Origin of the sequence: Snodgrassella sp. M0351 (genome assembly GCF_016100575.1) — a bacterium.
Taxonomy (GTDB): domain Bacteria; phylum Pseudomonadota; class Gammaproteobacteria; order Burkholderiales; family Neisseriaceae; genus Snodgrassella; species Snodgrassella alvi.
In genome coordinates this window covers 166231-181246 of the sequence record NZ_JACFSG010000001.1, presented here as the reverse complement: position 1 = coordinate 181246, position 15016 = coordinate 166231, and the positions used below count along the sequence as shown (strand labels likewise).

Below are 15016 nucleotides of genomic sequence, written 5' to 3'. Positions count from 1 at the left end.
ATTTTGAATAATATATATATCTAAAAAAATATTGCTTTGCTTTGAAAGGAAAAACCTAACAAAATAATTTTTTTAGCAAAACTGAAATTTAAATAAATTTTTGTATATCACTCATGGTAAAAAAGTCTCTGTTTAAGAACAGGGACTTTATATTGGCTTTATTAAATGCTTAATTTTTTTAAGAATTAAGAACCACTCCACTCCATTCAAGTATTTTTTTTATTCATCGAGAACTAATTTAAATAATTTTTTAATACATTCAATATGTATATTATAGTTTGGTGATATTTTATTATTACAAATTTCAAAATAATATTTAGCCTGATAATTTAAAAAATGCACATCAGATTCATTAAAATCTGAATTCAAAAGTTTTAATGGCAAATTATGTATCAGTTGAGCTCCTAAATAGCAGGATTTATCCAAAGCTTTTTTAAGCATACCATGAGTTTGAAGATTTCTAATATGAGGTAATGCCCAATAAAGCATCTTTATATAAATTTCTCTTTTATCCATTATTTTTATCTTTTTGGGAATCGTCTAGACATACTTAGTGGGTATTGTTGCCTTGTCCAGCTACCATTTTTTAGTAGTTTATAAATATTTAAAGAATTAATATTTTTACTGACTACCTTAGCTCATGTTTTTTTTACGATAATATTTTACTTCCTAAAAGTTTTCAGTTCCTTTAAATACTAATAATTTTTCCAGATTTTTTAAACTATTAAAACCCAGTAAGTATAAGCTGAGCTTTTAATTAAACTATATTTTAGCTAAACATTCTGGGAAAATACTCACTAATTTTATCATTATCGAATATTCTATCTCTTGTAAAATCCACCGTATCAGATACGACGATTCCGGCTACAACTTTTTCGGTAAATCTTCAATTGAAGCATAGATTGTTGGAAGGTAAGATCTATAATAATCCCCGATTTTAAACAAATCAATCCAGTTATCATAATCAAAGTCTGGAGTATATTCACTTAAATCAATACAGCAGAAGACAACCCCAGTCATTCATCCGTCAAGAAAAATTTTATCTCCTGCCTTTATTTCACTACCATTTCGATATTTTATCATAACTCCTTATTTAATAAAAAAACTATATTTTTTATGATATTTTTTGAGATAGCACTCCTCATTCTTTTCTACTTTTAACTTTTCTCCTGAAAACTTTTAGTTTCTGTAGTAGTATGTTTTTTATTATATTAACTATGCCCCCATTAAATAATTTCCAATTCAATACCATTTTATGCTATTTAGTATAATATTTTAATAAATTTAATGGATTGATTAATAAAAACACCTCAATTAACTAATTGAGGTGTTTAAATAATTAATCATCTATATCAGATATACTCAATCTATATTTTTCTGGAATAATAGATGGATAATAATCATAATTTTGTCCCCAGGGACTAAATTTTAAAAAATATCTGTCATAATTCCATAAACACATTTTGCAAAGAACAAATATTTCCTTTAAATGATTACACATCTTATTGTCATTATTTAAATACGCCTCCTTCAATACTTTTTCAATATCCTTCATTAATAATTGAAAATCTTCAACTGTCTCATATATTGTAGGTGAACAGTCATCTACATTACATAATCTGTTGAATTCTTCGAACTCATCTTCTCTGTCTAAGTATTTATCATTATTGTCATATACAGTGGTATATAGATCTATATCTCGAATTTTGTAACCTTCTACTTTTTCATATAATGTAACTCTCATAATTATTCCTTTAAAAATTAATCAAATTCTCCAGGATATGTGTTAATTAAATTACCCTTTCTATCAGTTATTACTGTTATATTTGAGGCAGGATTTCCATATCTATCAACTCCAATTGTACGCCCAGTTTCTACCTGCCGCACAAATTTGCCTCTCTCTATCATGTTACTCCCCTTATGTTGAGGATTTAAAACAGGTGATTTAACTACATTTGGCTGCTGTAAAAGTTTTTTTACTTCATCATTAGACATATTGTACTTACTCTTATTAACTTTGTCTGAATCTATACCATGTTTATTCATTGCATAATTAAATCCTCTTTCTTTACCGTTATCTAAATTAACTTTTGCTACATTAATTCTAGATTGAGCTGTTCCTGGCGGGGATTTTGGAGTTACAAGCGTAGACCTAGCTTTTTCAGTTACTTTTTTAGTTACTTTGTTAGCAATTTTATTAGCTTTTGCAGCTCTACCACCTGGATATATATCCTCAATGCCTATACCAATTGTTTCTCCAATGAAATATCCCCACTGATACAGCAAAGAACATTCATCAACTCCAATTATACCTAGCTTTTTTCTTATCCATTTCGGTATATCATTATTAGCTCCATCTCCATATCCAGCCGCGGCGTTAGCCGCATCACCTATAAAATGTGCCCAACTATATAATCCGTATGGATCCATATATACCAAGGGGTTACCATTGGCATAATCATATGGATTAATTCCACCTTCTATACCTAAAGGATCTGCTTCAATGTAACGACCAATTTCGGGGTCATAATATCGTGCATAGTTGTAATATAAACCACTTTCCTGATCATAATATTGTCCAGGCAGACGAAGATTTACAGTAATCTGATTGTTTGGATCAAGTCGGGTATTACCAAATGGTTCTGCTATGCCTTTCCATGTTTGTTGTCCTCTAGCATTCACCGCCAGCAGTGGAGCACCCCTATAATCATTTATAAAATAATTATAATCTGCAGTTCTCAGGGTTTGTTCATCATTCAGGCTAGTCTGCCATAAAGGGCTGGTTCCCCATACCGTATCTGGTATATACCCATATGCCACTAACATTTTACCATTTTGATTCAGCTCGGCTATCAAACCTTCATCACTGTATAGATAATAAGTGGTTTCTCCATTGACGGTTTTACTGATGCGGCGACCAAACGGATCGTATTGATAGTATGCCTTTTCTGTATTATCATCATGAATACTAATTAGCTGATTAATACTATTATATTGATAACTTTGCTTCTTGCCATTTAGCTCTTTACTTATTAAATTACCTACTGAATCATAGCTTAGTATTGTCTGCTGGTTACCTTCACCCCATTGTGTTAGCTGACCTATACTATTGTATTTCCACTCTCCTGTTTGATGGGCACTACCAGTACGATTACCAATTGCATCATAACTATATGATTCTACATATAATCCCTTTTTTTGCAATATCTGATCTGGATTAACCTGTGTTAAACGATCCATTACATCATAGCGATAATTAATACTACCTTCTTCAGTATGGCTATTAATAATATTGCCTGAATTATCGTATTTGTAGTTATGCTGAAGCAAAATTTTGTTGTCTGCGCTAGTAACCTTTATGCTAAGTGGTTCTTGCAATGCCATATAAGACATACTAATATTATTACCTAAAGCTGTAATGCTTTCAGGTTGATTCCATCTATAGCTATTCCAGATTATTTTTTCGCCATTAGGAAGCTGTACTTCTTTTAATAGTCCTTGAGTATAGTGATATTGAATTACACTATTATCTGGATAAGTAATGCTAGCTAGATTACCATCAGAATCATAACTATACTTCAGTTCTTTACTTATCTTTTTGTTATTATTGTTATAAGTAATTGTTTCTTTAATTATACGACCAAGTTCGTCTAGTACATAATTAAAGCAGCTTTGTGTATCTCCGCTCTGATTAACACTAGTAAGCTGCCCAGCATCGTTGTAACTATAATTGATATGTTGAGCTGCAATAGTCTGGCCTTTAACTAAATGATTTTCTTCAATCAGATTGCCTACCTGGTCATAACGATAATGGATTTCATTACCATTAGCATCCTTTTGCTTAATTAATTGATTAACAGAATTATAGGTATATTCTTTTTTATCACCTGATGATCTGTCTTCATTAATCAAGTTACCATTATTGTCATAATGGAATGTATCGCTATAACCAGCAGGATTAAGAACACCCGTCAAATTACCTAACTCATCCCACTTAATACTGGTTTCTCCACCTAGTGCATCAATGGATTTTATGGTATTGCCATATGAATTATATTGGGTTATGAAAGTACTACCATCAGGATAGGTAATACTGGTCGGTAACTTCTGTTCGTTATAACTAATACTAGTCGTTAAACCGACATTATTATCAATTATTTGATTAATATTAGTAATCAATCCTAAAGTATTGTAGTTAAAAGCTTCCGTATAAGTTGGATACTTAGCTTTAACAACCAGTCCATCTAAGCCACCGCCTTTACTACCATACTCTATAGATGTAATGTTTCCCGCTGCATCCTGTTGACTTAAAATTCTCCCCTGTTTATCGTAATTTTGTTTAAACTCCGCACCAGAAGGTGAAATAACACTCACTGGTTTCCCAGCCAGATCATAGTTATAGGTATAAGTTTGATTTAAAGCATCTGTAACTTTTACCTGCCATCCTTGACTGTTGTAGTGATAGCTATAACTGGTGGCATGGCCCAATGGATCTATTTTTTTAGTGATTCTTCCCAAAGCATCACTTGTGTATTTTGTTACCCTCCCTTGCGGATCTATAATTTGTTCAAGAATACCTGCAGCATTGTAAATTTTTTGCCATATATTATTTTCAGGCGTTTTAACACTAGTTACCTGCCCCTGAACATTGTATGTAAATTGATAGGTATTCCCATTAGCATCAGTGTAACTACTAACATTTCCATACTGATCATAAGTTTGTTGCTGTTTTATCTGCTGTTTTTTACCGGTTTTGATATTAACAGCCTGACCATACTGATCATATTCCATCAATATGATTTGTTGCTCCGGTTTACCCTTAGCCAGAATAGTTTGAGTCAGATTATTCTGATCGTCATATTGAAATTGGGATATATTACCGGTCGCATCAATATACTCAGTTAGCATTCCTTTAGTATTATATTGATAACTTTCACTGCTACCATCTGCTGCAGTAATTTTGATCGGTCTTTCTTCACTATCCTCCTGAACAGTTGTTACTATGCCACGTTCATTCAATATTTGTACTTGACCTGTGGCTATATCTCTTTTGATACTCTCTTTCAGCTCACCATTTACAGTCTGAGACAGTGGTCTGCCTTTTGCATCAAAAACACTAACGGTTTTAATACCAAGCGGATCATTAACTGTTATCGTATACTGTTTATTAACACGATTATAATCTGTGTTATATACAGTTACTGCACCAGTTTGAGCTGTGATTTTACCAACGCTGGCTAATTTTTTATTGTTATCAGATGTATCAGTGCTAACTACTAATGATTGTGAATAACCTCCACCTCCTTTTCCACTGTACATCATATAAAGTCCGTATGCTGGTACAGTGCGAACATAATCAATTTTAGTTACGCCACCATCAGGTTCAGTACGACTACTAATTTGGCCATTTTTATCGTATCCATATTGCCAGACATTACCTAAAACATCTGTGACTTTAGTTAACTGATCCCCTGACCATGTATATTTAACACTACGACCACTACGATCAGTAGCTTTAATCAAATGTTCTTTATTGTCATAATCAAGACTGTAAACCAACTCATTATTGTTGTCTTTTATTGCTTTACGCCTGCCATCTTTATCCAGTTCAAAGTTAACCTTAACGTTATTGGCATTACCATAATTAAGTGGCCGCCCTTTACTGTCATAATTAATCCAGTGTCCCTGTTTATCAGTCCAACGCCAGCCATCATCAGTTTTTTGGATAGATACTTGCTGATAAGTGTACAGGTCAGTAGTGCCACTACGTTTATAAATAGTACCTGCTCGGTCAATAGTTTGAACGCTACTATCCAATGGATCTAGTTTAAAATGCAGCTCTGCCCACGCCGGATTGAGATACCAGCGTCCGTTTTCCCATGTGCGGTTTAGCTTTACCTCTCCTCCCAATACTTTAACCCGCATATCTACGGTATTTTCAGTATATTCTGTATTAGGCAACCTGACTTTAGCGTTGGCCATAAATGGCATTATCATGAATAACATAATAATGCTAATAAACCTGAGCAATGAGTAACGCCACTTGCTTCTGTGACGTTTAGTATTTTTTAACTTCACGATTTAACCCTTGTATTAAAATAAATTCATTGATTAACTATTATTAACTGGCACCATCGCCTGCTCCTCCGCTCGAACACGGAGCATTAGGTGCACACCCCTCCGACATGGGCACGGCTGCCGGTGAACCAATATTGCCACTGCTGACAAATCCTCCGCTGTTACTACCTGATGAACCACCACTGCCCCAACCCGTGCCATTACCATTGGCAGAGCATTTTTTACCGGTATACTGAAAAAATCGGCCAGTACTCATATATTTGGAGATATCCCCATTGGCACATTCACTCTGATGGATTTCTGTATAGCTAACTTCATAAAACGTACAATCCCCTTCATTATTAGCAGGTGCTGAGCGCAATAAATCAGGCAACGTAGCACTTCTGGATCGCAACAGTGTCGGCTGCTTCGGATCAAGAGCAGTAACTTTATATGAAATAACTACTTTTTCTTTTGGTTTCAGCACACTGGGTACTTCTCCGAAAAATTCATATTTGAATCTGGAGTCGGTTTTAGGCAAATTTAAAACAACATTTTCTGCCTGAACTAATCCATAATTACTAACTGTAATCTCTCCGGTTTTTTCTTCACCTATCTGCATAGCACCCAGATTAATCGACAGAGGTTCCAGCAAAATTACCGGTGCCGGTACCTGTGTATTAAAGGTGGCATTAACATTAATGTCATAGACATCTTTAATCGAAGTTTCAGTTACACCAAACTCTACATTAACTAACTGATATTCAAGAAAAATGTGCTGATTAGTAGTACTATCAGGATTAATTACAATCCGGCCACTGGCATCCATATGGTTAGGTGCACTGGCACGGTAGCGATAAATACCTGCCGGCAATTCACTTAATGAAGCAATACCATCTTTATCAGTAATGAGTGTATATTGTTCGGTTAGAACATTATCATTCTGTAATTTAATGGTTGCACCTTTAACCCCCTTAATGGGCTGACCTTCTGCATCCAGTGTAGCCGTGTAAATATCAGCCACATCAAAATATGCAATACCCTGTCCGCTTTGGGTAACAGAAATGCTTACCGGAATCTTGCCGGACAGTTTTCCACCCGTGGAAACTCTGATAATAAAATTGTAAATACCATCAGCTATGCTGTTGTCCGGTTGAGCCATGATTTGCACGGGTACTTTTTCATCAACCGCAATTGCATTAATATTTTTGTCACTGGCAATAAATACCCATTCCGGTGCCGGATTACCCTGCTCATCTACCAGCTCTACCTGAACATTTTCGGCTTTTGCTAAACCTTTATTGCCGATATGAATATTAGCCGTGGTTGTTGTATTCTGCTTCAAACCAGTCTGGATATAGGTCGGAGAAGCATACAAATCAGGCATTGGCTGACCAAGCTGATAATTAATCTGCAGTTTTCCGCGTACTAAATCTCCTGAATCCTCAGCAAATGCAACGAGATATAAGCTCCCCTTTTCTGCAGCATTATTATCGGCAGTAAATTTAATTGTTGTAGAACGTGTTTGTCCGGGCGCAATATCAATTGCTTCAGACTCGATATTAATACCTTGCGGCAATACGCCATCCGGCTGATTCTCAGCTGCAAGTACCCAGCGTAATTTTTTAGCACCGGTACTGGCCGTAGCATTTACGGTTATCGGGGTTGGAATGGTACGCGGTGCCTTAAGCTGATACCCCTGAATATTGAATGCAATCCGGTTAATTGCAAAGCTACCCTGACTGATAACTGTTTTTTCATCAGGATGAATGAGACTAACCTGATAAGTACCGGAATCAGAATCCTGCGGAGTAAAAGTATAGGAAAAATTACCATTTTCATCTGTAGCAACAGCAATTTTTCGCTCAAAACCTTTTACATTTAAAACCAGTTTCAATGGTACATTTGCTGCAGAAGTATTATCAGCACGATATAGTGCCTGACCGGAAATTGTAACAGACTGAGGACCATAACTGACGGTAGGGCTAATTGCTGTTATTTTACCGCTGTAAGGTATAGGCGGAGGTGCCGGCGGTTCAATCTTAACATTTACAGTACGTGTACTGGTTATGGTTTTGCCACTGGTATTGGTTATCTTTGCTGATAATTCATGACTGCCATTATCCTGCATATTAAGCGGCCAGTGTGCCTGATAAGGACGCTCGGTCAGGGATGCAAATTGTTTGTTATCAATAAACAGCTCTACCTTTTCAATCCCCAGTTCATCTGCTGCATCTACCTGAATATCTATAGGGGCAGAAAGAGTCTGATTTTCTCCGGGTGTTGTGATTGCTCCTGTAGGTACAGGTAAAGCGAAATCAAATATTACAGGAGCACTAGGTTCACTGCTGGCAGAACCATTTATCACAATGGCATGCAAGCGATAGCTACCTTCTTCAGATAACCGGATATCCTGATTAAAATTACCCTGTTCATCCGTTATTACAGGCTTCCCAATCGATTGATTATTTAAATATAGTTGTACTTTACTACCTGCTTCAGCCGTACCCTGAACTTTTAATAAAGAGGTTTTAATCTTTGCCTGAGTAACCGGATTAATAAGTACAGGTGGTGCAATCATAATAGCAGTAGCTTTGGTATAACCAGAGCTGTTACCTGCCTTATCCAATGCATTCAGACGTGCATATAAAATACCTGCAGAGGGCACATCATCAATTTGCACACTATTAGCCTGAGCATTAATATCCTTATCAATCAAAGGATTATTAAATTCAGGATTATTTGCTATCTGCAAATGTACAGAAGCAACCCCACTTAAATTATCGTTGCTGCTGTAACTAATTTGAACAGTATTGCTATTAATACGGTTGAATTTATTCAGTTCAACAACTGGGTTGACAGTATCAATTGTGGTTGGAGCAGATAATGGAGACCACATTTCCCAGCTAGCGCCATTATTAATACTCCCTCTTATACGGGCACGATAAGACTTGCCATCCTCTAAACCATCAGCGAAAGTAAACCGATTCACATGGTTCAGCACTTCTTTATGCACAGAATTTCCGGCAGTATCCTGAATCTCGATTTCCCATGTATTAAATGTATCAGTATTTTTCCATGACCAGGCCGGAGGCTGATTGCTATAAGTGGCAACAGGCTGTGGTGCCGGAGGGATTAAATCTGAAATATCAATGAAATCATATTCAGCATTTTCATTCTTAGTGTATGCTGTTGAATTACCATTGGGCGTAAATAAGATTGCCTGTTCTGATCGAATAGTATCAGCCTTATTACAACCGATCTGGACAGTATTTGGTCGAGTACCTTGTATGCCTATAGTTGCACTGTTACCTCTACTGCGCTCATCAGTTAAAGACCTATATTGGTATTTAATCTGATTTGAGCCTTCATAAAGAATAGCCTGAAAAGTACCCATAGGCTGAGGATTCTTCGGATTTTTAAAATATTGATTAGTCCATTGAACTATCAGCTGCCTGTTGGGAGCCACCCCTTGAGTTTCATATTTGATATTACCCATAGGCTCGCCGGGGACATTGGTAACTAAATCATCCCAGAATACATACAGCGTATTATTAATTTTTGGTAAACAAGCATTGATATAATTTTTCTTAGGTTTGTCAAATTGCAGCAAGCCATTAGTAGTGACATAAAATTTATTATATTTTTTGCCATAATAATTAAACTCAAAACCAATAGGCAATGCACCACTTACCATATTATCACCATTTAAATGGGTATCTGTTCCGGCATAGCCTGATGCAGATGCAATAGTGCATAATGCACAGAAAATCATTACAAATGCATTTTTCTGTTTGTTTTTAAGTTTTGAACTTTCCGTTCGGCTTAAACCGGGAAACCGGTTTTTCCAGTATTGATAAATATTCATTTTATACCCCTCATTAGTTAGAAAACTCCTTAAGTAAGCTATATGTTTAATCGGCAAGATCTGTATAAACTCTTTCCGGTATGGTTAATTAAATTTGTTTGTTGTTGTACATAATGCTGGTAAGCAATTATTCCGCCTCGCAACCATGTAATATTGGCTGATTTACTAAGTTTAATTTGCTGTTGTAACAATTTAATATCCTGTTCATTTGCACCAACCAATACATAGTGAATAAAAGTATCTTTATTAGTAAATTTTTTTTGCATAAACTGATTTAGTTCTGAAACTGTATTTTGGGTAAATGCAAATTGTTTAACTGGCTGCTCAGGTAATGCAGATACTTGTTTGGTATTTAAGCCTATAGAAATGATTTGCCAGTGTATGGTTTTTCCTCCGGATAAAAATTCTTCCGGTGAAATTTCCTGCTGGCGCAGTGACACTGATTTTTGCTGGTTATCCCAGGCATATATACCGCCAGTTAAAGCAAAAATACGCTTAAAGCCTTTTTTTCTTAAATAATTAATAGTCTGATTTATCTGAATCTGATCAAAGCCGCTGCCAACCAGAATTACGTTTTTATCCATTAAAAAGCGTGCTTCAGATATTTGATTAAGTGGGATGGTTAGCATATTTAATCCGGAAATTTTTTCTTTTATTCCTGATCTGACATCCACCAAAATAATATTATCCGGCTGCTTTTTACTTATTTCATTCATTGTCAGCCAGAAATTTTTATCCAGTTGCTGTTTATTCCGGTTATCTGGCCATTTGATAGCCTCAGGCGATATTACGGGATCAGATATATTGCTCTGACATACTGAAATATCTTGTGCGAATATTAGTGTTTTATAGATAACTAATAAGCACATAAGGATAAAAAATTTACTAAATCTAAGCATAACTAATTCTTTTTATTTATTATTTAATCACCGATTACTATTAGGATAAAATATTTAAATTTTATATATCTAGATATAAACTGGTTATTAGTCTGAAAAATTGTCTTAATAATCTACTAGCTGATTCTGAGCTTATATTGCTTTATTCTCATAATGCATAAAGCCATCAATTCGATTTTTTTTGCTTACCACTCTTGTAAACAAAAGACTGAAATATAAATTAAAAATCTAAACCTCTATGTTTTCAACAGTATTTAAAATGCTATAAATATAAAATTCTGATATTTCCATCCAAGATTTTGCATATGAATTATTTAATAAAGATCATCCAGTTTCACTTTAATATGCATTTCAATAATAATTATTTCTGCAGACATATTTCATATAATAAAAATTCGTACCCAAATTAAGTTTAATGGCATTAATTTATATATTAGTACAAAATTACATCAAACAGGAATTATCAGCTTTTTAAATATCATCCAATATCAGTTCATATTGATTCTAATGAACACAAAATAAAATTTTCAGTACTCCATAAGCTTTCGGAATAATTAACAGGTTTAATTTACTTATCTGATAAATACTATAGGAGATAATTTTATACATTATTCATTTTCCATTATTTTCAGACAAAATAATGCGACGATAAGTATTTTGAATAATTGTAGATTTATTTACCAGAAATCAGCAATTTACTAACTAATGTACTGATTAATCTAAATAGCCAGATAAATATAAGAATATTTCAGAACTTTGAATTTTGCGTTCAATATTCTTTTCAGTATCAGATTAATGTATCAATGTTGCTTTTCTAAAGAAGAATTAATTTAAATTGTTGGTAAATATTATCATACCTTAATCTTTACAGGCAAATAATTTTCAATAAAAATTTCAAATAATTAGTATATTGTGTATATTTTTGTTTAAATTTGCGGATATAGAAAATCGTACTTTACAGTACGATTTTCTATTTTAATCAAAAAACATTAACAAAATACATCATTTAATGTACAGATTTTGTCTGATTTATTACTGATACAGGAAATGTAACTGTATTATTATTTTTATCTGGGTCAGTAAGCTGACTTACTACCCGGGCAACAAAATTCCCTTTTCTATCGGAACCAGTTACTTTTACGGTTAATAACAATATAGTTGCATCATTTACTGCCAGCCTGTCTATCCGCTTATCTTTAATATGATAATTTCCCATCAAAACTTTCTGGCTGGTTATTTCTATATCAGAACTCAAATCAGTTTGCAAATAAACATTACGTGCATCAGCCGGGCCATTATTACTGATAGTTAATAATAATTGTACGCTGTCTGCAGGCAGTGTTGGTACACGTTCCAGTTTTTCAACTTCAAGCTCAACATCTGCCTTTCCTGGTAAAACCGGAATACTAATTTGATTATTACTTAAATCAGGATCATTAGTCTGACTGAGTATATGCGTGGTAAACTGGCTTGCCTTATCATCCCCAGTTATCTTAACTGTCAATAATAGTGTGGTACTTTCACCTGAAGCAAGTTTATCAATACGTTTATCCTGAGTATTATAGTTTCCTGCCACAACTTTCTGATCAGTAATTTCAAGATTCTCAGGTAAATCATGCTGAATATAAATATTATTGGCAATCTCAGGTCCGTGATTACTAATCGTGATCAATATTTGCGCAGTATCGTCAGGTAATGAATTGTTCCATTCCACTGCTTGAGCACTGATAGAAATGTCGGCATTATCGGTTGCAGGAGGCTGGCTAATTTTTTGCTTTGCAAACAGATTATTGTCTGCATGCATATCATCTGATAGTACAATGTGCTCAATTTTGCCTGCAACAGCATTACCGCCGGCGCTACCAGCAACAGCAGGACCATCAATCATTCCTTCTACATCGACAACCCAGACAGAATAATCACCGGCAGGTAATTTTTCGAAAATAAATTTACCTGCCTCATTAGTATAAGCAACCCGATCAATGCGTTTACCGGCATTATCCTTTCCGGACAGGACAACTTTGATATGATTCAATCCCGGTTCATTATTATTCAACAATCCGTTTGCATCCAGATCATTAAATACCATACCGGCTATCACTGCCTGATCCTGAACGCTACCTTTTATAAATAAATTATATTTACCAGTTGAATCATGATCAAATACATTCACATAATAAGACCATGACAGATCTTCATTACGGGATTTAGATAACCAGACATTATCATTTAGTAAGCGCTTACCATCTGAACGCTCAACATTTTTCAGTTGTCGGCTACCATGAAAAGGATCGAGTACTTTTGCATAAACAAACCCTTTAGATGCAGGGAATGTTAGCTGGTAACTGTTGCTGATTTCTTTTAAATCAGCCTTACTACTCTGGTCAGTTACATTAGTGTCCACACCATTAGACTCATACAGGCGCAAGGCATCGCCATCACGTGCCAGAAAATCGGTAATATTATCACTGCTGGCCAAATCGACTTTCACATCATGGATCAGTGTATGTGTATTCGTAGCTTTTAACAGACTGGTAACCGCACCACCTAAAGTATCGGCATGAGTAAATGTGGCCTTGAAATCCGTAAATGTACCTGACAGACTGGCCGTCATATTCCAGAGACCGACAGCTACAGCACCGGCCTCTATATCACCAAAATCCAGTAACAAACTTTTACCTGCCTGCTGATTGCCTATATAACTGCCCAGAATGCTGAAATCTACTAGCAGATTCTTTTTATTTTCCACAATTTTGGGCTGAGCAGAATCAATCATGGTTCTATAGGAAATACCTTTACCTTCATTTTTTATGCGTACACCCAAAGCAAACGGAACCGGAGGTTCTTCTTCTGGCGTGAATGGATCATCTCCGTAAACTTCACCAGGTAAAAAGTAATCCAGTGACAGTAATGGCTGGGGTTTCACTACCACATAGTCTGGAACAACATCTACTGTGGTCTCCTGACCATTAAGCTCATAAGTCAGCTTAGCACCAATGTTGTAAAGCGTATCTTTATCTTTAGCTGCTCCGTAGGTCGGTATAATCAGCCAGTGAATATCTGCATTGGATTTTTCAGCCACCTGTCCTGTTCCGTTAATATTATCTATTCCTGACAAGGAGTTAATCCGATAGAAAAATTTAGCTTCATCATCTTCAGTTTTTTGGGTTACCTCAACCGGCTGATTATCTTTGTCAGTAAAAACTAACTCAACCCGTATATTTTTCAGTCTGGTATCCAAACCATTTTTAATTAGCATTCGTGCATCAAATGCCTGCCGCTCAAAAGATAACTTTTGCTCAATTACTATTTTAACTTCTGCACATTCTGCATCTTGCGCAAATACTGGTCTGGCGGGCATTATGCTGCAGAAAAAAAATGCCAACAGAGTCAGTATATGGCAAAACCCTTTAAAGTATTTTAATAGGTTAGCCTTCATTATTTAACCTTCACGTATCATTATTTATCTTGTTGAATTTACAGATATTGTATTCAATAATTTCATATATCCATCCAATTATCTGTTTACTCTCCCTTTAATCTATTATTTAAATTCAAATTTGATTTATCTTTAAATTTCTCTTAATCTCCATTTTTATATCCGTATGTTCTATTATTTAAGTAAGTTATGCTTATTGTAATTTTCAGATAGATAATTACTTATAAATGCTTATAAATAATTATTCCAAATAAATTATAAAGTATAAGCGGATTCCATTAGCTATATAATGCTATTATTACAATTCAGTTAATTATTTGTCATTTAAGAGCAACAACTAACTACGCTGACAGCAGTGTTGCATTCTGTCAGAAAAAAATTTAACTATAACAACCAAAGCTTAATAAAAGCGCGTCAGTTGTTTAAATTATGCAGATTAATGAAGTAATTACAGGTAAAATAGATGATATATGTGAGCAAAATATTATTTATTTCAAGTATTATAATAATAATACAAATACTTTTAATTCAAACTCAACAATGATATTAATACCTGCAGCAAACCATAAAAGCTAATACTATTTATTCAATTCAAATTTAAAATAACCAATAAATAAATGCCATTTTCATATTAAATATACATTAAAATTAAGCAGACATCTATTTCTTTAAATATAACAGCTTTTTAAATACTGACTTTATCTTTAATCAGTGATATCAGCAATATTTGAAACTTAATCTACTATTTATTCA

The 15016-nt window shown here is 34.5% G+C and carries 6 protein-coding genes; all 6 read right to left on the bottom strand.

The features are described from left to right. Positions 1-219: 219 nt before the first annotated feature. The gene (locus tag H3V01_RS00730; protein ID WP_041881634.1) at positions 220-516 is read right to left on the bottom strand and encodes a hypothetical protein; all 297 of its coding nucleotides are present in this window, start codon (positions 514-516) and stop codon (positions 220-222) included. An 823-nt stretch (positions 517-1339) separates the two neighbouring features. Continuing rightward, positions 1340-1744 carry a hypothetical protein gene (locus H3V01_RS00725; RefSeq protein ID WP_041881217.1) on the bottom strand — a complete coding sequence of 135 codons (405 nt, stop codon included), beginning with the start codon at positions 1742-1744 and terminating at the stop codon, positions 1340-1342. A 17-nt stretch (positions 1745-1761) separates the two neighbouring features. Then, complete coding sequence (locus H3V01_RS00720) at positions 1762-5982, bottom strand: RHS repeat protein (RefSeq protein WP_198185672.1); 4221 nt, start codon at positions 5980-5982, stop codon at positions 1762-1764. Positions 5983-6121: 139 nt separating this feature from the next. Further along, a complete protein-coding gene (locus H3V01_RS00715; RefSeq protein WP_198185670.1) occupies positions 6122-9925 on the bottom strand; it encodes an Ig-like domain-containing protein in 3804 nt (1267 codons plus the stop codon). Between the two features lie 38 nt (positions 9926-9963). Then, entirely contained in the window at positions 9964-10554 is a 591-nt protein-coding gene (locus H3V01_RS00710) for a rhodanese-like domain-containing protein (RefSeq protein ID WP_198185668.1), read from the bottom strand. A gap of 1276 nt (positions 10555-11830) precedes the next feature. After that, positions 11831-14185 carry an SdrD B-like domain-containing protein gene (locus tag H3V01_RS00705; protein WP_198185666.1) on the bottom strand — a complete coding sequence of 785 codons (2355 nt, stop codon included), beginning with the start codon at positions 14183-14185 and terminating at the stop codon, positions 11831-11833. Positions 14186-15016: the final 831 nt, after the last annotated feature.

Coding starts and splice junctions, on each gene's coding strand:
- H3V01_RS00730 (WP_041881634.1), bottom strand. CDS start 516: ATGGATAAAAGAGAAATTTATATAAAGATGCTTTATTGGGCATTACCT.
- H3V01_RS00725 (WP_041881217.1), bottom strand. CDS start 1,744: ATGAGAGTTACATTATATGAAAAAGTAGAAGGTTACAAAATTCGAGAT.
- H3V01_RS00720 (WP_198185672.1), bottom strand. CDS start 5,982: ATGGCCAACGCTAAAGTCAGGTTGCCTAATACAGAATATACTGAAAAT.
- H3V01_RS00715 (WP_198185670.1), bottom strand. CDS start 9,925: ATGAATATTTATCAATACTGGAAAAACCGGTTTCCCGGTTTAAGCCGA.
- H3V01_RS00710 (WP_198185668.1), bottom strand. CDS start 10,554: ATGCTAACCATCCCACTTAATCAAATATCTGAAGCACGCTTTTTAATG.
- H3V01_RS00705 (WP_198185666.1), bottom strand. CDS start 14,185: ATGCCCGCCAGACCAGTATTTGCGCAAGATGCAGAATGTGCAGAAGTT.